The 20,143-nt window shown below is 61.8% G+C and carries 21 protein-coding genes and 1 pseudogene; 7 read left to right on the forward strand and 15 right to left on the reverse strand.

Annotation, left to right across the window (positions count from 1 at the left end):
• The first annotated feature begins 26 nt into the window (after positions 1–26).
• Complete coding sequence (locus NE852_RS23725) at positions 27–1,094, forward strand: DUF4037 domain-containing protein (RefSeq protein WP_008524769.1); 1,068 nt, start codon at positions 27–29, stop codon at positions 1,092–1,094.
• Between the two features lie 70 nt (positions 1,095–1,164).
• Here the strand turns inward: NE852_RS23725 and cysK are convergent, their stop codons facing one another.
• Both cysK and NE852_RS23735 read right to left on the reverse strand, forming a co-directional pair.
• Complete coding sequence (cysK, locus tag NE852_RS23730) at positions 1,165–2,127, reverse strand: cysteine synthase A (protein WP_008524766.1); 963 nt, start codon at positions 2,125–2,127, stop codon at positions 1,165–1,167.
• 144 nt (positions 2,128–2,271) lie between these two features.
• The gene (locus NE852_RS23735; RefSeq protein ID WP_008524764.1) at positions 2,272–2,889 is read right to left on the reverse strand and encodes a LysE family translocator; all 618 of its coding nucleotides are present in this window, start codon (positions 2,887–2,889) and stop codon (positions 2,272–2,274) included.
• Between the two features lie 234 nt (positions 2,890–3,123).
• Here NE852_RS23735 and NE852_RS23740 point away from each other — a divergent pair, with 234 nt between their 5' ends.
• The gene (locus NE852_RS23740) at positions 3,124–3,642 is read left to right on the forward strand and encodes a Dps family protein (RefSeq protein WP_008524761.1); all 519 of its coding nucleotides are present in this window, start codon (positions 3,124–3,126) and stop codon (positions 3,640–3,642) included.
• 43 nt (positions 3,643–3,685) lie between these two features.
• Here the strand turns inward: NE852_RS23740 and NE852_RS23745 are convergent, their stop codons facing one another.
• On the reverse strand, positions 3,686–4,588 hold the full coding sequence (locus NE852_RS23745; protein ID WP_258156154.1) for a DMT family transporter: 903 nt from the start codon (positions 4,586–4,588) through the stop codon (positions 3,686–3,688).
• Positions 4,589–4,700: 112 nt separating this feature from the next.
• Here NE852_RS23745 and NE852_RS23750 point away from each other — a divergent pair, with 112 nt between their 5' ends.
• Entirely contained in the window at positions 4,701–5,165 is a 465-nt protein-coding gene (locus tag NE852_RS23750) for an Lrp/AsnC family transcriptional regulator (RefSeq protein WP_008524750.1), read from the forward strand.
• Between the two features lie 21 nt (positions 5,166–5,186).
• On the opposite strand, the gene NE852_RS23755 is transcribed toward NE852_RS23750, so the two are convergent.
• Positions 5,187–6,086 carry a GNAT family N-acetyltransferase gene (locus NE852_RS23755; protein ID WP_008524749.1) on the reverse strand — a complete coding sequence of 300 codons (900 nt, stop codon included), beginning with the start codon at positions 6,084–6,086 and terminating at the stop codon, positions 5,187–5,189.
• Positions 6,086–6,556, reverse strand: a complete 471-nt coding sequence (gene dut / locus NE852_RS23760; RefSeq protein WP_008524748.1) for a dUTP diphosphatase — start codon at positions 6,554–6,556, stop codon at positions 6,086–6,088. Before dut ends, NE852_RS23755 begins: the two co-directional genes overlap by 1 nt.
• A gap of 89 nt (positions 6,557–6,645) precedes the next feature.
• Between dut and NE852_RS23765 the strand changes: the two genes are divergently transcribed.
• On the forward strand, positions 6,646–8,229 hold the full coding sequence (locus NE852_RS23765) for a peptide chain release factor 3 (RefSeq protein ID WP_008524747.1): 1,584 nt from the start codon (positions 6,646–6,648) through the stop codon (positions 8,227–8,229).
• A 3-nt stretch (positions 8,230–8,232) separates the two neighbouring features.
• Here the strand turns inward: NE852_RS23765 and NE852_RS23770 are convergent, their stop codons facing one another.
• Positions 8,233–9,126 carry a LysR substrate-binding domain-containing protein gene (locus NE852_RS23770; RefSeq protein WP_258156155.1) on the reverse strand — a complete coding sequence of 298 codons (894 nt, stop codon included), beginning with the start codon at positions 9,124–9,126 and terminating at the stop codon, positions 8,233–8,235.
• Between the two features lie 114 nt (positions 9,127–9,240).
• Between NE852_RS23770 and NE852_RS23775 the strand changes: the two genes are divergently transcribed.
• Positions 9,241–9,948: a glutathione S-transferase family protein gene (locus NE852_RS23775; protein ID WP_037170922.1), complete on the forward strand. Its 708-nt coding sequence runs from the start codon at positions 9,241–9,243 to the stop codon at positions 9,946–9,948.
• Positions 9,949–9,991: 43 nt separating this feature from the next.
• On the opposite strand, the pseudogene NE852_RS23780 reads toward NE852_RS23775, so the two are convergent.
• The 3 genes and pseudogenes from NE852_RS23780 to NE852_RS23790 all read right to left on the reverse strand — a co-directional run bounded on the left by NE852_RS23780 (position 9,992) and on the right by NE852_RS23790 (position 11,995).
• Positions 9,992–10,301, reverse strand: a pseudogene (locus NE852_RS23780) (RidA family protein).
• Positions 10,302–10,356: 55 nt separating this feature from the next.
• Positions 10,357–11,295, reverse strand: a complete 939-nt coding sequence (locus tag NE852_RS23785; RefSeq protein ID WP_258156156.1) for a sialate O-acetylesterase — start codon at positions 11,293–11,295, stop codon at positions 10,357–10,359.
• A 313-nt stretch (positions 11,296–11,608) separates the two neighbouring features.
• A complete protein-coding gene (locus NE852_RS23790) occupies positions 11,609–11,995 on the reverse strand; it encodes a RidA family protein (RefSeq protein WP_008524716.1) in 387 nt (128 codons plus the stop codon).
• A gap of 82 nt (positions 11,996–12,077) precedes the next feature.
• On the opposite strand from NE852_RS23790, the gene NE852_RS23795 reads away from it, so the two are divergent.
• Positions 12,078–12,605: an Lrp/AsnC family transcriptional regulator gene (locus NE852_RS23795; protein ID WP_374991992.1), complete on the forward strand. Its 528-nt coding sequence runs from the start codon at positions 12,078–12,080 to the stop codon at positions 12,603–12,605.
• Positions 12,606–12,611: 6 nt separating this feature from the next.
• On the opposite strand, the gene NE852_RS23800 is transcribed toward NE852_RS23795, so the two are convergent.
• From NE852_RS23800 to NE852_RS23820, 5 genes are all read right to left on the reverse strand, one after another.
• On the reverse strand, positions 12,612–13,013 hold the full coding sequence (locus tag NE852_RS23800) for a GFA family protein (protein ID WP_008524712.1): 402 nt from the start codon (positions 13,011–13,013) through the stop codon (positions 12,612–12,614).
• Positions 13,014–13,023: 10 nt separating this feature from the next.
• Positions 13,024–14,556 carry a S10 family peptidase gene (locus NE852_RS23805; RefSeq protein WP_008524711.1) on the reverse strand — a complete coding sequence of 511 codons (1,533 nt, stop codon included), beginning with the start codon at positions 14,554–14,556 and terminating at the stop codon, positions 13,024–13,026.
• Positions 14,557–14,661: 105 nt separating this feature from the next.
• Positions 14,662–15,951 (reverse strand): MFS transporter, encoded by a 1,290-nt coding sequence (locus NE852_RS23810; protein WP_258156157.1) that lies wholly within the window; start codon positions 15,949–15,951, stop codon positions 14,662–14,664.
• Positions 15,948–16,625 (reverse strand): FadR/GntR family transcriptional regulator, encoded by a 678-nt coding sequence (locus NE852_RS23815; protein ID WP_258156158.1) that lies wholly within the window; start codon positions 16,623–16,625, stop codon positions 15,948–15,950. The genes NE852_RS23810 and NE852_RS23815 overlap by 4 nt, the downstream gene beginning before the upstream one ends.
• 312 nt (positions 16,626–16,937) lie before the next feature.
• Positions 16,938–17,849 carry a pirin family protein gene (locus NE852_RS23820; RefSeq protein WP_008524705.1) on the reverse strand — a complete coding sequence of 304 codons (912 nt, stop codon included), beginning with the start codon at positions 17,847–17,849 and terminating at the stop codon, positions 16,938–16,940.
• A gap of 261 nt (positions 17,850–18,110) precedes the next feature.
• Here NE852_RS23820 and NE852_RS23825 point away from each other — a divergent pair, with 261 nt between their 5' ends.
• A complete protein-coding gene (locus NE852_RS23825) occupies positions 18,111–18,923 on the forward strand; it encodes a class II glutamine amidotransferase (protein WP_008524702.1) in 813 nt (270 codons plus the stop codon).
• Here the strand turns inward: NE852_RS23825 and coaBC are convergent.
• Entirely contained in the window at positions 18,910–20,124 is a 1,215-nt protein-coding gene (coaBC, locus tag NE852_RS23830) for a bifunctional phosphopantothenoylcysteine decarboxylase/phosphopantothenate--cysteine ligase CoaBC (protein ID WP_008524700.1), read from the reverse strand. The genes NE852_RS23825 and coaBC overlap by 14 nt on opposite strands.
• Positions 20,125–20,143 lie beyond the last annotated feature (19 nt).

A 20,143-nucleotide genomic window follows, 5' to 3' on the forward strand; every position in this document is an offset into this window, starting at 1 on the left:
ATGAATAGACCGAAGGAGGGCAGGCCATGCAGGGGATTGAGTTGTCCCGTCGTTTTTACACAGACATTATCAGACCCTGGTTGGCTCAGGTCGCACCGGAACTCCCCCATTCAGCGGCGCTAATTGGTTACGGATCGGAACTGCTTGGTCTGGATGACGAGGTCTCCAGGGATCACAACTGGGGGCCTAGGGTTCATATCTTCCTGAGCATCGACAGCTTCAATGACTATGCCCGACCGCTGGTCGGCGAGTTCACCAAGGTGGCACCCAGTAACTACCTTGGCGAGCCAATAGGATGGCGGAGCCGTCCGCATCCTCCTGCCAATGGCCCGGAGGCCGTCGGCGCCATTGAGCACGGGCTTGAGTTCCACACGCTGGAGGCTAGGCTCGAGGAGCACTTCGTCGTTCGCTCCGTTGAAAATCTAACGTCTGTTCAGTGGCTTGGATTTGCAGAGCAGAAGCTTCTCGCGTTCACGGCGGGCGCGGTGTTCCACGACGACGATGGGCGGTTGCGGAACGCCCGCGAGCGCATGGACTATTTCCCCGATGACGTGTGGCTATACAAGATCGCATGTCAGTGGCGACGGATCGCTGAAGAGCAGGCATTTGTTGGCCGAGCGGGGCAGGTGGGGGACGATCTTGGTTCGCGGATCATCGCTGGCCGGCTTATCCGCGATGTCATGAGGATGGGATTTTTGCTTGAACGCCGGTACGCCCCATATGCCAAATGGTTTGGAAGCAGCTTTGCAAAACTCCCGATTTCAGATCGCCTCGTGCCCCACCTGGAGCAGGCGGTTCTTGCGGGCGAGTGGAGCAAGCGAGGAAACGCACTCGCCTCGGCATATCTTGAGCTGGCGCACCGGCAAAATGCGCTGGGAATCGCCAATTTCGAGCCCGTCATCGGCCTATATCACGACCGGCCATTTATGACGATCAACGCTGAGGATGCGGTTGCAAGCACCGCCGCGGCAATTGCAGATACGCACATTCAAAAGCTGTCAATTCTCGGCTCGCTCGATCAGGTCAGCGATCTCACGCCACTTCTGGAAAATGCTTCTCTTTCGCAGTGCGTAATGCGGCAGCTGTTGAGCTAGACGCACAGACCTTAAGAAGAGGGGCGCCGAAACGCCCCCGCTAATCTCGATGATGATGGCAGCCCGCTCCTTAGCTCCCAAGCCCTTCAAACAGCGCCGTTGAGAGATACCGCTCCGCGAAAGACGGAATGATGATGACGATATTCTTCCCGGCATTCTCTGGCCGGCTGCCGACCTTGATGGCGGCCGTCAGTGCCGCACCCGAGGAGATGCCGACGGGCACGCCTTCGAGCCGTGCGATAAGGCGCGCCTGTTCGAAAGCTTCGTCATTGGTGACCGTGACGACCTCGTCATAGATGCCGGTATCGAGGATCTTCGGCGCGAAGCCGGCGCCGATGCCCTGGATCTTGTGCGGGCCAGGGTTGCCGCCGGAGAGAATGGGGGAATCGGCGGGCTCGACGGCGATGACCTTGATTTCGGGCTTATGGCTCTTCAGCACCTGGCCGACGCCGGTGATCGTGCCGCCCGTACCGATGCCGGAGACGAGGATGTCGACCGTGCCGTCGGTATCGTTCCAGATTTCCTCGGCCGTCGTCTTGCGGTGGATTTCGGGATTGGCCGGATTTTCGAACTGCTGCGGAATGATGGCGTCGGGAAGCGAGGAAGCCAGCTCCTCGGCCTTGGCGATGGCGCCTTTCATGCCCTTCGGTCCCTCGGTCAGCACCAGCTCGGCGCCGAGCAGCGCCAGCATCTTGCGACGCTCGACCGACATCGTCTCCGGCATGGTGAGGATCAGGCGATAGCCCTTAGCGGCGGCGGCAAAGGCGAGCGCGATGCCGGTGTTGCCGGAGGTCGGCTCGATCAGCACGGTCTTTCCAGGGGTGATCTTGCCCTGTGCCTCGAGGCTTTCGATCATCGCCACGCCGATGCGGTCCTTTACCGAGGCGATCGGGTTGAAGAATTCGAGTTTGCCGATCAGGTTTGCCACGACGCCCTTTTCGCGCGCCAGCTTGTCGAAGCGCACGAGTGGCGTATCGCCAATGGTCTCGGTGATCGAGGAATAGATGCGGCCGCGGCCGGGCTTGTGTGACATGGGTGCTCTCCCTTTGAAATCCTGCCCCTGAATCGGGGAGGAGAATAGGGTCAAAGGCCGGCGGAGGCCAGACCGCGTTCATTCCGGCAAAGCGGTCCGGGGAGAAAATAACCTTTGAAAACTGGTCCTTGCCGAATGTTTATTTCAGGCCGCCCGCGCGGCGATGAAGGCGGCCGTGCCCGCAAGGATGCCGGCCGCCACCCGGTTCAGCGCCTGCAAGGCCCGCGGCTTCCTCAGCATGGTGCGGGCCCGCGAGGCAAGCAGAATATAGGGTACGAGCACGACGATCAGCACCACGAAGGTAACGGCAAGCAGCATCACATAATCCTGCAGGCCGACATTGCCGATATCGATTAACGTCGGCGCCAGGGCAACGTAGAAGAGCATCGTCTTCGGGTTGCTGAGCGTCACCAGCAGGCCTGAGAGGAAGGACATGCCGATATTGGTGGATTTCCCTGCCGCAATGTCCTGCGGCAGCAGCCCCGCCGTCCAGAGTTTCCAGGCGATGTAGCCGAGATAGAGGGCACCGGCGATCTTGATGACGATGAAGACTTCGGTGAAGGTCTGCGCCACGAAGGCAAGGCCGAGAATGACCGCTGTGAGATAGGTCATATCGCCGAGTACCAGCCCGAGGCCCATGAAGAAGGTCTCGCGGAAATTCGAGCCGAGCGCGCGTGCGACGATTGCGGTAATCCCTGGTCCGGGAATGGCCGCGGCGATGAACAGCGCTCCGGCATAGGTGATCAAGGCGGTAAGGCTCATCTTCTTAACCCATGGGTTTCCATCAGCCCATCTATAGGCAGGCGGCGCTTCCGCATCAATGCTTTGGTGCTGATCAGTCCATAACCATAAGGAATAGGTCTGCTAGACCATGATCTACTTGGAAAGCGACCCGGTCTTGCTATTTCTCTCCCTGCAAATGCGCGATCAGCGTCCTCCGTGCTTCCCGAAAAGGAGCGCAACGCCGCAGAGATTTTCATTACCAGGAGAGACTAAATGTCCCATACGCCAGCCGAAACCCGCAGGCTTTCGCCACTCAAGACGCCGTCCAGCCTGCCGACCAATGCCGTCACTGATATCTCGACTGCGCTGACCGCGCTGCTCGCCGATGTCTTCACGCTTTATGTGAAGACCAAGAACTTCCACTGGCACATGTCCGGCCCGCATTTCCGCGATTATCATCTGCTGCTCGATGAGCAGGCGGAACAGATCTTCAATATGACCGACGACATTGCCGAGCGCGCCCGCAAGATCGGCGGCACGACGCTGCGCTCCATCGGCCAGATCGCCCGCCAGCAGCGCATTTTAGATAATGACGCGGATTTCGTCACGCCCGAGGATATGCTGTCGGAACTGGGCGGCGACAATGCCCAGCTCGTTTCGCTGCTGCGCGAGGTGCATGATCTCTGCGACGAGCACAATGATGTCGCGACCGCCAGCCTGATCGAGAACTGGATCGACGAGGCGGAGCGCCGCACCTGGTTCCTGTTCGAAACGACGCGCTCGCAGAGGTGATGTCGGCAAACCGGCGCGTCGGTATCCGTGCCGGAGCACCGGTTCAGCTCTCGAACGCCCGGTTGAGCAAACGCCTCGGGGTCCAGCCGAGGTTCATGCCGGCTGCCGCAAGGAGAATGGTTGCAGCACCTGCGATCTGCATCGGCTGCAGCGCGTGGCCGAAGGCCAGCCGGTCGACCAGGATCGCGGCGATCGGATAGATGAAGGACAAGGCGCCGGTCAGGTGCGTCGGCAGCCTCTGGATCGCGCCGTAGAGCAGCACATACATCAGTCCGGTATGAACGACGCCGATGGTCAGGAGGATTGCCCAGCCTCCGGCATCCCCGGGCAGGTTGGAAAAATCCGCCATCGGCGCCAGCATGAGCATGCCGGTTGCGACCTGGATGAGCGCGATCAGATGCGGCGGCGTGCCTTTCAGCCATTTCGCGGCAAGGGCCGCGAGCGCATAGAAGAAGGCAGCGCCCAGCGCCATCAGGATGCCGAAGCCATAATCGCCAGATATCCCGCCGCCCGTCTGAGGTTTCGCCTGAACGATTGCCATCATGCCGGCGAAGGCGAGCGTCAGCCAGAACAGCTTGGCGGCGGTGATCTTCTCGCCGAGAAAGAGCGCGCCGAGCGCCAGCAGCATGAAGGGCTGGGTGTTATAAACCGTCGTGGCGATCGAGATTGTCGCATGCGAGTAAGAGGCAAACAGCAAGAGCCAGTTCAACACGATGGCGACGCCGCCGAAAATGGCAATACCGAAGGCGCGCAGCGTAATGATGCCGGGCCGCAGCAGCCCGAGAGCACCGCAAATGACGAGCAAAGTGAGCGCGCCGAACAGGCAGCGCCAGAAGACCACGCCGCTGACCGGCTGGCCCGACATGACCACAAACCAGCCGATCGTCCCTGAGATCAGCATCGCTGCCGTCATTTCCGCCGAGCCTCTTTTGATGTCGCTGCCCATGATCGCCTCCGTTTTCGATGATATGAGAATATTGCGGTAGCAGGCGATTTTATATAAGAATGGAAAGGGAAATTATTGAATACTCCTAATTATCATAGGGAAAGTAATCGCCGTGGCTAATGATACGCAATCGCTTGACGAAATCGATCAAGCCATTCTGGAGGCGCTGGCCAGCAATGCGCGGATCTCGCTGAAGGAGCTGGCGCAGGAGGTGGGCCTGTCCTCGCCAAGTGCAGCCGAGCGCCTGCGCCGGCTGGAGGAGCGGGGCGTCATCAAGGCCTTCACCATCGATCTGGACCCCGCCACCGTCGGTTATCCCCTCCAGGCGATCGTGCGGGTGCGCCCGCTGCCGGGACAGTTGCACATCGTCGAGCGCATCATCCAGGAAATTCCCGAAATCGTCGAATGCGACAAGGTGACGGGCGAAGATTGCTTCATCGCCCGGCTGGTCATTCGCTCAATGGCTGAACTTGACGGTCTCCTGGACCGGGTTTCCGAAAGAGCGGAGACCAACACGTCGATGATCAAAGCCTCGCCGGTCAAGCGCCGCCTGCCGCCGCTTTCACGGAAAGGGTAGAGATCGGCCGGGCGATATTCTCTAGAAATCCGCCATCGGCGACAGCATCGCCGGAGAGGTCGGGGCGATGTCGCCAAGCCCGCGCAGCATCAGCCTGGTGCCGCTTTTCAATGGCTGCGGCACGCCCACCCAGCCGAGCTTGTCGGGACGGAAGAACACCTCGGCAGAGGCGGGTGCAATTGCCAGCCCGCCGAGGATGGCCGCAAGCGTCGGGATCTCCGCTGCCACGACATCGAGAAGGCTGAAGCGGCCGGCCTCGTCGATCTTCCAGGCAACGACAGCCTGCCGGTCTTCCAGGAAGCTGATGCGGACATCGGCATCGAGCTGCGTGTTGATCAGAAACATTGCCGCATTGGCCGTCACACCAAGCGAAGTCGAAACCGGGGTTCGATTTTTCAGCAGCGATTGCAGCAAGGCAAGATCGCCTGAAGCCGTCGGGAGAAGCCGCCGGGCAGGTGCGGCTGGTGCGGAAGCGGCGGGTGCCGTTCCCTCATATCGGTGCAACGGTATCGAGCGGAAGCCGTAGGGTTCGTAAAGCGACGGCTTGTCGGTATAGAGGATGACGGCTTCGAAGCCTCGCCGGTCGCACCAGTCGAGCGCCTTCACTGTCAGATTGCGGTAGAGTCCCCGGCCGCGCCACGGCGGCCGCACGGCGCCGGATTGCAGCCCGGCGGCGTGGACGCTCCGGCCGTTGATGACGAAGGGCAGCGCAAAGGCGGAGATATTGGCGGCCAGCTCGCCTTCGGCATCGAACCAGCCGAAGGGCATACTGGCGGGATCTGGTCCGCCAAGCCGTTGCAGCGGCCCGATATCAATGCCGAAAATATCCCTGAGCAGGCGGACCAGTGCTGCCCAGCCGGCGGGGTCAGCGAAATAATCCCGCCGGAAGGTCAGGCCCGCGCTGTCGAGGCGCTGTGCCATCAGACGCCGGTAGAGCCAAAGCCGCCTGCGCCGCGTGTCGTCTCGCTTGCTTCGGTGATTTCGGCCACCCGCGCCTGGGTTACCGGCGCGATCACCATCTGGGCGATGCGCATGCCGCGCTCGATGATGAAGGCTTCCTCGCCGAGATTGGCAAGCAGCACTTTCACCTCACCGCGATAGTCGCTGTCGACCGTGCCCGGCGAATTCAGGCAGGTGATGCCGTGCTTGAAGGCAAGGCCGGAGCGCGGCCGCACCTGTCCCTCGAAACCTTCGGGAATTTCGAAGATGAAGCCGGTCGGCACCAGCGCCCGCTTGCCGGGCAGCAGCGTCAGCGGTTCGCCAACGGCGACGGCGGCGCGCAGGTCCATCCCGGCCGCCCCCTTGCTTTCATAGACGGGCAGATCGAGGCCTTCGCCGTTGGCCAGGCGGATGAGGTTCAGCGTCGGGCTGAGATCGTGATGAATGGTCATGGCCCATTACTTTGCGCCTCGAAGGGCAAGGTCAATTGCATTACCGGGCTTTAGTCGCTAGTTAAGCGCCAATTCACAGGATTCACATCATGGCCGAAAGTCTCGCCGAGGCGGTCTCCCGCCGCCGCACATTCGCTATTATCGCCCACCCGGACGCGGGTAAGACGACGCTCACCGAAAAGCTGCTGCTGTTCGGCGGCGCCATTCAGCTAGCCGGCGAAGTCAAGGCGAAGAAGGATCGCATGCAGACGCGCTCCGACTGGATGAAGATCGAGCGCGAGCGCGGCATCTCCGTCGTCACCTCGGTGATGACCTTCGAATATAACGACAATGTCTTCAACATCCTCGATACACCGGGCCATGAGGATTTCGCCGACGACACCTATCGCACGCTGACCGCCGTCGACGCCGCCGTCATGGTCATCGATGCCGCCAAGGGCATCGAGCCGCGTACGCTGAAGCTCTTCGAAGTCTGCCGCATGCGCGACATTCCGATCATCACCTTCATCAACAAGATGGATAGGGAAAGCCGCGATCCCTTCGAGATCCTCGACGAGGTGGAAGAGAAGCTGGCGCTCGATACCGCGCCGATCACCTGGCCGATCGGCCGCTCGAAGACCTTCTGCGGCTCCTATCATCTGGCCAACAGCACCGCCCGCGGTTCCGATACGGAGGTCGAGACCACGCCGGTCAACGGCCCGCGTGCCATCGCGGACAGGCTGCCGGAAAACGAACGCCAGGCCTTCGTCGACGAGACGGAGCTTGCGATCGAGGCCTGCCGTCCCTTCGACCGGCAAGCCTTCCTGGAAGGCCATATGACGCCTGTTTTCTTTGGGTCGGCGCTGCGCAATTACGGCGTTCGCGACCTCATCAACGCGCTCGGCGATTTCGCGCCGCCGCCGCGCGACCAGGTCGCCGATACCAGGACCGTGCACGCGACCGACGACAAGATGACGGCCTTCGTCTTCAAGATCCAGGCGAACATGGACCCGAACCATCGCGACCGTATCGCCTTTGCCCGCATCTGCTCCGGCAAGCTCGAGCGCGGCATGAAGGCGAGGCTCGCTCGCACCGGCAAGCAGCTCGGCCTGACGGCTCCGCAATTCTTCTTCGCCTCGCAGCGCCAGCTCGCCGACACCGCCTATGCCGGCGACGTTGTCGGCATTCCCAACCACGGGACGCTGAGGATCGGCGATACGCTGACCGAAGGTGAATCGCTGGTCTTCCAGGGCGTGCCGAACTTCTCGCCGGAAATTTTGCGCCGCGTGCGTCTGGAAGACGCAATGAAGGCGAAGAAACTCAAGGAAGCCTTGCAGCAGATGGCCGAGGAAGGAGTCGTCCAGCTCTTCTCGCCGGAAGACGGCTCGCCGGCGATCGTCGGCGTTGTCGGCGCCCTGCAGCTCGACGTCTTGAAGGAGCGGCTGATGGCCGAATACGGCCTGCCGGTCTCCTTCGAAATGTCGCGCTTTTCTGTCTGCCGCTGGATCTCGTCCGATCAGGCAGCCGACCTCGACAAGTTCCTTACCGTCAAGCGCGGCGATATCGCCCGCGACCTCGACGGCGATCCTGTCTTCCTTGCCCAGGACGCATTTTCGCTGCGTTACGAGGCCGAGCGCTATCCGGCGATCAAGATGGTCGCCATCAAGGAATATCACGCCGCCAAGGCGGCGTGATATTCACTCGGCCAGCCGTTCCGCCAGAAAATCGACGACGGCGCGCACTGCCGGCAGCTGGCCGCGCCGGTGCGGCATCAGGATTGTCGTCTCGATGCTGCCGGCCGTCCAGTCCGGCAGCACCCGCACCAGCCGCCCGTCTGCCAGCGCCTTCCGGCAGACGGATGTCGGCAGGCAGGTAATGCCAAGCCCGGCAGCCGCCGTTTCCATCAGGACATAAGGCTCATCTGCCGCCACGGCGGATTGCAGCGTGACGAGCGCCTTATCGCCGTGATCGGTGTAGAGCCGCCACTGGTTTTCCGTCAGGCTGGTCATGATCGTTGCGTGCTCCACCAGCTCCTCCGGCCGGCGCGGTTGACCATGCGTGCTGACATAATCCGGGGAAGCGAGAATGAGGAAAGGGTGGCTGGCGAGCTTGCGCTGCACCAGCGCCGAATCCGGCAGCGGCCCGCGGTGGCTGCGCAGCGCGATATCGAAGCCCTCCTGCACGATATCGACGAAGCGGTCCGTCACATGCACGGAGAGCCGGAGCTTCGGATAGCGTGCCGTCAACGCCGGCAGATGCTCAGTCAAGGTAAACTGCGCCGTCGGTACCGAAGCCGTCAGGCGGACGGTGCCGGCGGGTTCGGCCAGATGCCTGCGCACGATGCCTTCGGCCATCTCCGCCTCGATGATCGAGGCCTGGGCATGCTGAAAGAATTCGCGGCCGAGTTCGGTCAGCGCGAAGCTTCGCGACGTGCGCTGGATCAGCCGCACGCCGAGCCGTCCTTCCAGCTCGGCAACCCGCTTGCTGACCGTCGATTTGGGAATGCCGAGATGCCTGGCCGCGGCGGTAAAACCGCCGCTGTCGACGGCCTGCACGAAAAGATGGAGATCGTTGAGATTGAAAAGCGCCATGACCGTCTTCCACAAATGTAGACATTGCGATGCATTTATCGCCTCTACCGCAGGATCGTCTACATCAGCACATTCATCGCGTCCAACAAGCTTCAATTCTGAAAGGAACGATTGATGTCACCCATATTGTTTTACGGCGTGCCGGAGGGCTGCTCCTTCGGCTCGATCGTCGCGCTGGAATGGTCCGGCCTGCCTTATCGGCTCTGCCGTGTCGAGATGCCGGAAATCGTCTCGAGCGACGAATACAAGCGGATCAATGCAGTCGGCGAAACGCCGTCGCTGCTGCTCGAAGATGGCAGGACCATCAGCGAAAGCATGGCGATCCTCCACCATATCGGCGCCCGCGCGATCGGCACCGGTCTGGGCTTTGCGCAGGGGGCGGAGGAATTCGATCGTCTGAACCAGATGCTCGCCTTTCTCAATACTACCTTCTTCAAGGCTTTCGGCCCGCTCTGGTATGCGTTCGAGCATCCGCTGGAGCCGCAGCAGAAACAGGCCATCACGGCCTATGGCATGGCGGCGGTCGAAAAGGCGCATCACACGCTGGAACGTCTGCTCGGTGGCCGCGAATGGCTTCTCGGCAACGGGCCAAGCCTGGCAGATGCCTATTTCGTCGGTATTGCCCGCTGGAACGATTTTCACAAGGTCGTCGACCGCCGCCAGTTCCCCGGCCTGCGCGGTCTCTATGAGCGCATGCAGGAGCAGCCAGCCGTACGATTTGCCCATGCGATCGAGCATCGGCAGGAGGCAAGAAGCAGCGGCGGTTTCCTCGGCGAGGTCGATCTGGCCGACGCATTCTGCCTGTTGAAGCAGGCGGCCTGAAAACCCCGGCCATCGCATCTTTGGTGCGATGGCCAATCTGCCATCAGCCCGCGGCGACGATCTCGACCAGCCAGTCATCGCGCAGCGTTTCGACGATGATGGCCGTGGTCGCCACGGCGCGGCCGCCAAGCGCCTGGAGACGGGTATTCTGGTTGGTCTCGACACAGGCGCCGTCGCTGAGATAGCTCGTCAGCCGCACCATTTTGTCCATCGTTATGCCGGCAGAGGCGAGAATGGCACGAAGATTGGACCAGACGCATTCCAACTGCCCTTCCAGATCGGCCGCCGCTATTCCCTCCGAGGCCCATCGTGCCGCTGACGAAGAGCATCGCGCGGCGGAAGTTCTGCGTGATGGGCTCGCCGCCATGCCCGAAGTTTGCGAAGGCGCGGAAACCGGTTCAGGGAAGACTATCCCGAGGGTTCCAGGCCGCGATCGCCGCGAAGAAGGTTCAGCCAGGCCTGCGACACTTTCTCCGCGCCTGTGCCCCCGAAGTGGCAATCGTCGTATCGGTCCTCTCCATCGAGTAACGCGTCAGAATTCACGCCCTCTCGGATACCGTGGCCGCTTTTTGACAGGGCCAGTTGCGCCCGTACTATCGCATTGTCTGGAATATGCTCCTTGAAGCCGCCGTTGCTCGGCTCGAGGCATTTCGATGCGATCGAAATGTAAACGGGCGCTGCGACGCCGTGCTGACGCAATGTGTCAACCATCGACATGAAACGTTTCTGATAGGCGTCTGCAGTGGTGCTCATAACGAGGTCCTTCTCTCCTTGCACCCAGAGGACGCTCGTTATCCGGTAACCGGAATCCTGAAGCTGTTTTGTTGTATCGACCAGCACAGGATTGAGGTCACCACCCGTCGCCCATCGTGCGACCTCCGATCCGGAATATGCGAGAGGCGCGAGGATGACGCTGTCATTTTGTCCTGATGCGATCAATTTGTTCCCAAGAAGCGTCCAGTACTCTCCCTTGGTATCGGTCGATCCAAGAAGTGGCGACGCCGCGATGAAGCACTGTTTGTCAAAGGCGTTTACAACGCGAGCGCCGTAATTTGACCGGTACCGCTGCCCACCTTCGTTGGCCGCGTTCGATTGGCCAAGAATGAGTAAGACCGCAGTTCGATCAGTTTGAGTCGGGCAGGTCACAGCGGTTTTTGATTCATCCCCGATGAGCCGTTCCTTGTCGTCGAAGGTATAACGGCTTGGAGCCACCGCCTTCTCTGCGCCAACCATTTTCCTCAACTGGGAAAGTTGTGGCCAAGGAAAGATCTCATGTCTCGCGCTCATGCCGCCGAGAAAGTACATGGCGAGCAAGGCGACCAGGCCGACTGCAATTGCTTTGCGCATGTCGCCACCTTTGAAACATCATCCGATGACATGGGGTCTACGGACCGATCAAGGCTGCTCCAGCCATGAAGGTTCCTTTACACCAGCCACATCTGCTTGCTCGGGCGTGATCTTTAAAGAAGGTTCGTCGCGAAGATCGAGCCCCGATCGACGGCTATTTCGCGCGGAGTCGCCGAAAACCTGCTCTAAACTATAGTCCGGATCAGTGATGGCAATCATCCGGTTGGGTTAGAGATCACGCCTGCCTGCCTGCAGCGAGGCTCGTTTCAGCGGGGTCTTTAGCGCCTGAAGCAGCCAACAAAAGATCCGGAAGCTATCCCGCGGCGATGATCTCGATCTCGACCAGCCAGTCGTCGCGCAGCGTTTCGACGATGATGGCAGTGGTCGGCACGGCACGGCCGTTGAGGGCCCGAAGCCGGGCATTCTGGTTGACCTCCATCGAGGCGCCGTCCCGCAGATAGCTCGTCAGCCGCACGATATTGTCCACCGTCATCTCGGCCGAGGCGAGGATGGCGCGCAGATTGGACCAGATGAGTTCCAGTTGTCCATCGAGATCGGCAGCCGCCATTCCCTGTTGATCGAGACCCATCGTGCCGCTGACGAAGAGAAGCCGCGACGGATGCCGGACTTCCAGCGCATGGATGTAGTCAGGGCTCGTCGCATAGAGCCCGCTTGCCGGATTACGCTCGATCATCTCCATGATATCTCTTCCTCTTCCGAATATTCTGTTGAATAATCCCAATATCGACGATTATTCTTCGTCAGAAAGGGAAGTTTTCCGAATGACGGAAAATACAAAAGATCTTCGGCGGAAGCGCCAGCAGCAGCCTGTCATGGATGCCTTCGACCGAAAGATATTAGCCGAACTCGGCGCCGACAGCGGCCAGAGCTACACAAGGCTCGGCGAGGCAGTCGGGCTATCGGCGCCGGCCGTGCACGAGCGAGTACGTCGCCTGCGGCAATCGGGTGTCATCAAGGGCGTGCATGCCGCACTTGATGGATCGGCCCTCGGCAAGCCGCTGCTTGCTTTCGTCCATGTGGAGGCGGCCGGTTGGGGAAAAAGCGAGCGGCTAATGCAGGTCTTGCGTTTTCCCGAGGTCGAGGAGATGCATTCGGTCGCGGGCGACGCCAGTGTGCTCTTCAAGGTGCGCACCGCGAGCCCCCAGGCATTGGAGGCTTTTCTCTCGCAAATCCACGCCGTTCCCGGTGTCACCGGCACCCGCAGCTACATCGCGCTCTCCACCTATCTGGAGCGTCCGGTGCAGGCAGGCGTCACCGAGAACTGGCCTGACATGCCTTTGCCGGAATAGGCCGGCTCAGCCCTCGTCTGCAAACCGCGGCAGCGACTCGATATTCTCCACCCAGGGCAAAGCCGACCGGCACCATATTTGTTTCTTTGGCATCAGATCCCGCCGCTGGTCGATACCCCCGATGCGGATGCCGATTGCGCCGCCACCGTCGCCCGCGCGGTAGAGCGGCGATCCGCAGTTCGGGCAGAAGAATTGCCGGCTGAGACCGCCGCTGTCGCCGTACTTCGTATAGGCTTTGGGCTCGCCGGAAACGAGGTTGAAACTTCCCGGCCGCGCCGGCGCGGTGACGCGATAGGCGGAACCCGTCAGCCGCTGGCAATCGGTGCAGTGGCAGATCGAGACGCGCTCCGGATCGATTTCCGCCTGATAGCGGATCGCCCCGCAATGGCATCCTCCGGTGATATGCATCGGCAATTCCTTAGTCCGCCGGCTGCGCGGCCGGGCGTGCGGTGTAGAAGGCCTTGGCATCTGCCGTGAAAGCGGCCTGCTGATCGGCTTTCGTGTAGAACATATGCCCGCCGCGATAGAGTTCCAGCCTGACGCGCCCGCCCGCGAGCGAGGGCGGCAGATGGTCGACCACATAGCGGCTGACGCTGTAGGGCGTCACCAGGTCGCTGTAGCCGTGCGCGATCAGGAGATGAAAGGCCGAATTCGAGGCGAGCAGCTGCCTGACGTCGTCGTCGGCGCTCGCCTGGAAGCGCGATCCGCCGCCGCGCCCGCTGCCCCATTCCCAACGCCGGCTGATATCGCTGTCGAGAAGCTCATAGGTCATCTCGGTCTTGAAACCGAGCTCGTTGCGGGCATAGTCGGCGAAAGCGCCGCCATAGGCGCGGGTGAAACCATCGAGGATGGCGTCGTCACCGCGGTCGTAGTCGGATTCCGGATAGGGATCGGGCGAGGCAAAAGCGGCGTCGTAAGGGCTGGTCACCTCGCCCTTGCCGGTGTCCGCATGTTTGACGAAGGAATTGCCGAGGAAGCCGCGGTTGCGGGTGACAATATCCTCGGGGATACCGGTCAGCCGGGAAATCCTGCCATAGAAGGCGTCGGCATCCGCACCCGTCGGCGGCGCCCCGGCGAGCTTCATCAGATAGTCGCCGAGCGCGAAGGTTTCGGCCTCCTTCTGCTTCTCTTCGTCAAAGGCGTTCTTGCGGTCGAGTTCGGCCGCCGCCAGCGACGGCAGTTCCAGTGCTGCGCCGAGTGCGAACTGATCGGCATTGAACATCAACTGGCCTTCAAGCAAGGGCGAGAGCATCACTGCGCCGGCGACGACGATGCCCTGGCTTTCCTGCAGCACGGAGGCGACCTTGGCTGCGCGAAAGCCGCCATAACTCTCACCGAGAAGATATTTCGGCGAGTTGGAGCGATTGTTGTGCGCGACATAGAGCGCGATCGCCTTGGCGATGCTCTGGGCATCGGCGTTGACGCTGTAATAGTTGGAGGCGTCGTCCGCCTTTACAGTCCGGCTCCAGCCGGTGCCGATCGGATCGATCAGCACGAGATCGGTGAAATCGAGCCAGCTTTGCTCGTTGTCGACAAGTTTCGCATTGGCGCCGTCACGTCCATCAGGCCCGAAATCGAGTACCTTCGGCCCAACCAGCCCGAGATGCAGGAAGGCGGAAGCCGCACCCGGCCCACCGTTGAAGGCAAAGGTCAATGGCCGATTAGGCTCACCGCCTTTCGCGACATAGGCGGTGTAGAAGATCGCGGCGGTCTGCGCGCCGTCCTGACCGAAAAGGTCGAGCGTGCCTGCCGTCGCTGTATAGGCGATCTTCCGGCCGCCGATCGTCAGTTCGTGCTCCGTGACGGAATCGGCCGGCAGCAGCTTCAGCACGCCGTCACGCGCGCTGCGCTGCACATTCGCCGGTCGTTCGCCATCTTCCTGTGCCGGGGAAAGGGCAGGCCACAGCGACGCCATAAGCGCAGTGAGCAGAAACAGGGTTCGTATGCGCACGATTTGTCCTCCGCGAATGCAGGCTGACATAGCGTAGCATCCGCGTCCGGCGACCGGCATCAAGAGATGGTGATGGGCCGGGGAGCGCGAAAGTGAGAGGGCGGTTCAGACTTTCTCGACCGCGCGCACATTCACTTCCAATGCTCGGCCGGCCTTCCAGCCGTTGATCGCGGCTCCAAGCCCGAGCGCGATGAAGAGAACCGCGCACCAGGAAAAGCTTCCGGTCCAGCCGCGGATGAGGCCGACGATGAGCGGGCCGATGGCCGCAAGAAGATAGCCGACACATTGCGCCATGCCGGAGAGATGGGCGGCGACATCGGGATCGCGCGAGCGCAGCACGATCGTCGTCATGGCGGCCGCGATCAGTCCGCCCTGGCCGATACCTTGCAACACCGCCCACAGCCAAACGGTCGAAAGCGGGGCAAAGAGCAGCCCGAGCAGGGCGGTGACCGCGACGCCGCAGAGGCTGGCGTTGATCAAGCGCTGGTCCCGGCCGCGCACGGCGATATGCGGCACGATGAGGCAGGACGCCGCCTGCACCATCACCGACAGCGACACGATCGCCCCGGCGGTGACGCCGTCGAGACCCCGTTCGCGCAAAATAGGGACCAGCCAGCCGAAGACGCAATAGGCAAGCGCCGATTGCAGCCCCATGAAAAGCGTGACCTGCCAGGCAAGCCGATCCTGCCAGAGGCCTTCGACCCGAAAACCGTTTCGCCTTGCATGGCCGCCGCTGCGAAGAACCTGCGGCAGCCAGATGAGGCCGACGAGAAGTGCTGGCAGCGCCCAGGCGGCGAGCGCGCCGTCGAGAGAGCCGCCGAGCATATGTTCGATCGGTAGGGTCAGCCCGGCCGCGCTGGCAGCACCCGCGCAGAGCGCCATCGTGTAGAAGCCGGTCATCACAGCGGCGCGCCCGGCGAAATCCCGTTTCACCAGCCCCGGCAGCAGCACGTTGCCGATGGCGATACAGGCGCCGGCAAGGGCCGTGCCGATGAAAAGTAGCGGCACCGAGGAAAGCCCGCGCAAGGCGGTGCCGAGCGCAAGCAGCAGGAGAACGCCGAGCAGTATGCGCTCCGAACCGATGCGCTGGGCAAGGCGAGCCGCAAGCGGCGAGAAGGCGCCAAGGCAGACAACCGGAAGCGTCGTCAGCAGGCTGGCGCCAAGCGCGCTCAGCCCGAATTCCGAGCGGATTTCCGGCAGGAGAGCCGAGGCGCTCGAGAAGACAGGTCGTAGATTGAAGGCGATCAGCACGAGGCTCGCACCGAGCAGGAAACGATCCGCAGCTCCCCTGACCCGCGTGGCCTGCGGTGGCGGAAGGCTGTCGGCCTCGGCGTCCAAAAGCAGTTCGTCGGCCGCCTCGAGCGTGCTGGCGGCATTGTTCGAAGGCGCGGTCATGACAGGATCATCCGGTCGAGCGCCGCAAGAACCGGCGCCATGAAACGGCGCACCGCCGCATCCGCCTTGTCGGGGTCGCCCGTTTCGATGGCGTCGACGATAGCGGCATGCGCCTGCATGTCTGGTTCCGGAATATCCTTGCCGAGCGTCGCAGCGATGGTGTCGGCGATCGAGGTCGAGAAAAAATTATAGATCTCGATCATCGCCTGGTTGCCAGAGGCGGCGATGACGGCCTTGTGGAAGGCGAGGTCGCGCTCGATGAAGGCGGCCTGGTTACCGCCATCGTAATTGCTGCGTTCTGCAAGCAGCCTGCGGAGCCCCGCAACCGTTTCCGGCGTCTTGCGGATCGCCGTCAGCCGGGCTGCCTCCACGTCGAGCGCCAGGCGAGCCTCGAACTGGTCGCGCAGGCTGGCGCGCCGCGCCATCGTCAGTGGCCGGCCGGCATCGCTGGTCGAGCGCACATAGGTTCCCGACCCCTGCCGTGTCTCGAGATAACCCTGGGATACCAGAACCCGCACCGCCTCGCGCACCGTGCCGCGGCTGACGGAGAGCATGGCAGACAGCGAGGCTTCATTCGGCAATTTCTCGCCGACCGCCCAGCGTTTGCCGAGAATGTCGCTGCGGATCGCTTCGATCGCCTCATCCGCGAGATTGGTTTTGCTGAGAGCTCGCATTTCTCTATTCATAAAGTCATCTGATGACTTTATGAATAGAGAAATTGAGTTCTGCCGTCAACCCGAAATCCAGGCAATAAAAAAGGGCCGCCTCAGCGACCCTTTCCATGAGTTTGGCCTCAAACTGGCCTGGGCTGTCTATGCAGCCCCAGGAAGGCGGGGATTAGCGCGAGGGCTGCCTCGCTTTCATCACCTCTCCCATGCCCGTTACGAGGTCCGAAATCTCATTAGACATTGGATCACCTTCCTTTCGTTCTGTTGCTGATAGATGGAAGGTAGGCCGATTCTTTTGAGAAGCAAGAAAAAATACGATTAATGCGCCGCCTTGATGAAGGTGCCGTTCTGCAACTCGCGCATCGCCTGCATGATTTCCTCGCGGGAGTTCATCACGATGGGGCCGTGCCAGGCGACCGGCTCCTCGATCGGTTTGCCCGAAACAAGCAGGAAACGAATGCCCTGGTCGCCTGCCTGTACGGTGACTTCATCGCCGCTGTCGAAAACCACGAGCGTGCGGTTGCCCGACATGTCGCGAATGTTCAGTTCTTCGCCGTCGACTTCCTTCTCGACGCGCACGCCGAAGGGTTTCGATGCATCGCGGAAGGTGCCGGAGCCGGCGAAGATATAGGCGAAGGCGTTGCGGTAGGTATCGACCGGCAGACGCTTCTTCCTGCCGGGCGGTACAGAAACGTCGAGATAGATCGGCTCGGCAGCGACGCCGTCCACAGGACCGGCCTTGCCCCAGAAATCGCCGCAGATCACCCGCACGGCTGTGCCGTCATCATCGACGACGACAGGAATATCGGACGATTTGACGTCCTGATAGCGCGGCGCCGTCATCTTCAGGGAGGAGGGCAGATTAGCCCAGAGCTGGAAGCCGTGCATGCGGCCGGCGAAATCACCCTTCGGCATTTCCTGATGCATGATGCCGCTGCCGGCCGTCATCCACTGGATGTCGCCCGCGCCGAGCAGGCCGCGATTGCCGAGGCTGTCGCCATGCTCGACGGTGCCGGCGAGCACATAGGTGATCGTCTCGATGCCGCGATGCGGATGCCAGGGAAAACCGCGGATATATTCCGCCGGATTGTCGTTGCGGAAATCGTCCATCATCAGGAATGGATCGGTCATCGCAGGATCGCCGAAGCCGAAGACGCGGTGCAGCTTGACGCCGGCGCCTTCCATAGTCGGGGTGGCGATACTCTCATGCTTTACGGGGCGGATCGACATGGCGTCCTCTCAAAGGTTCAACTTGGCATCGACTATAGCCGTGAGGTCGCCAGGCGCGAAGTCCGCGGCGCGGGCAACGCAGTGTTCACAAAAGAACACAGCGTTTCGCCGAATTTGAAGAGGCCTGTCGTTAAGAAATCGTCATATTGCGCTTGCAAACCGTCCGAACGTTAAGCTGTTATTAGCCGAGCCGTTCGACAATTCAGTCGTGTTTTCAGCATTTCCCGCCGATGCGGCGGCGGGTTCCGGAGCAAGAAAGACATGTGTCGCTGGGCAGCTTATCGCGGAGATCCCCTCTATCTGGAGGAGCTGGTATCTTCGCCCGCCCATTCCCTGATCGAGCAGTCCCATTGCGCCACCCGCGCCAAGACGGCGACGAATGGCGATGGTTTCGGCATCGCCTGGTATGGCGAAAGGCCCGAGCCCGGCCGCTACCGCGATATCCTGCCGGCTTGGTCGGATTGCAATCTGAAGAGCCTGGCGCGCCAGATCCGTTCGCCGCTCTTCCTCGCCCATGTCCGGGCCGCCACAGGCGGCGGTACGCGGCGCGACAATTGCCACCCCTTCACCCACGGCATCTGGTCCTTCATGCACAACGGCCAGATCTCCGGTTTCGAGCGCTTGCGCCGGCCGATGGAGGCGATGCTCGACGACGAGCTGTTCAATGCCCGCGGCGGGACGACTGATTCCGAGCTGATGTTCCTGCTGGCGCTGCAGTTCGGATTGCGCGAAGCGCCGGTTGCAGCCATGGCTGACATGGTCGGTGTCGTCGAGGATCTGGCCGAAAACACTCTCGGTTCGATCCTGCTGCGTTTCACCGCCGCCTTCTCCGACGGAAAATCGCTCTATGCGATCCGCTATGCCACCGACCGCAAAGCGCCGACGCTCTATGCTTCGCCTGTCGGTGCCGGCTATTGCCTCGTGTCCGAGCCGTTGAATGACGATGTTGATGCCTGGGCCGAAATTCCGAACGGCAGCGCCGTCACCATCGGCAAGAACGGCATCGAGGTGACCGATTTCCGGCTGGGGAAGCGCAACACGGCAAAGCGGCAGCGTGTGGCTATATCAGCCTGAGCCTTTCGGCGATCAGTGCAGCCAACCTTTCAGCAACCTCTTCCTTGGCGAGATCAGGCCAGTGCTCGATGCCGTCATGGCTGACAAGTTTGACGCTGTTGCGGCTGCCGCCCATAATGCCGGTCGCCGGGGAGACGTCATTGGCGACGATCAGGTCAGCGCCCTTCCTCTCGAGTTTCGCTTTCGCGTTGCTTTCGACATCCTGCGTCTCGGCGGCAAAGCCGATCACCATCTTCGGTCGCATTGTGTGATGGCCGACGGTTTTCAGGATGTCGGGATTTTCGGTCAGCGCCAGCGTCGGGATGGATTCGCCCGGATGTTTCTTCAGCTTCTGGTCGGCGGCCGAGGCCACGCGCCAGTCCGCCACGGCCGCGACCATCACGGCGACGTCGGCCGGCAGCGCCGCCAGCACGGCGTCGCGCATCTCCTCCGCCCGCTCGACATGCACGGTGCTGACGCCGATGGGATCTGGGATCATTACCGGCCCGGATACGAGCGTCACCTCCGCCCCGAGTTTTGCAAGGGCCGCGGCGATCGCATGCCCCTGCCGGCCGGAGGAGCGATTGGCGATATAGCGGACCGGATCGATCGGCTCATGCGTCGGTCCCGAGGTCACGATCGCCTTTCGTCCGGCAAGCGGCTTGTGCCTGCCACCTTCGAACACAGCTTCGGCCGCGGCCACGATCTCCAGCGGTTCCGCCATCCGGCCGAGCCCGGCTTCCCCGCCTTCGGCCATTTCGCCGGCCATCGGCCCGACGAAGTGGACACCGTCTGCCCTGAGTGTCGCCGCATTGCGTCGTGTTGCCGGATGCGCCCACATTCGGGGGTTCATCGCCGGGGCGGCAAGCACTGGCTTATCCGTCGCCAGAAGCACGGTCGATGCGAGATCGTCGGCAAGCCCGTTCGCCATCTTCGCCATCAGGTCGGCCGTGGCAGGAGCAATGAGCACAAGGTCACAGTCGCGCGCCAGCCTGATATGGCCAACATCCTGTTCGTCCAAACGCGAAAATAGATCGACAAAGACGTGGTCTGCCGCCAGCGCGCCGACCGCAATCGGCGTCACGAATTCCTGCGCTCCCTTTGTCATGACAGGGCGGACACTCGCCCCGCGTTCGCGCAGACGGCGGATCAGATCCAGGCTCTTATAGGCCGCGATGCCGCCTGAGATGATGAGGAGGATGCGTTTGCCGTTGAGAGCCATGGCTTTCTACCCGTCGCCT

Origin of the sequence: Rhizobium sp. Pop5 (assembly GCF_024721175.1) — a bacterium.
Taxonomy (GTDB): Bacteria; Pseudomonadota; Alphaproteobacteria; order Rhizobiales; family Rhizobiaceae; genus Rhizobium.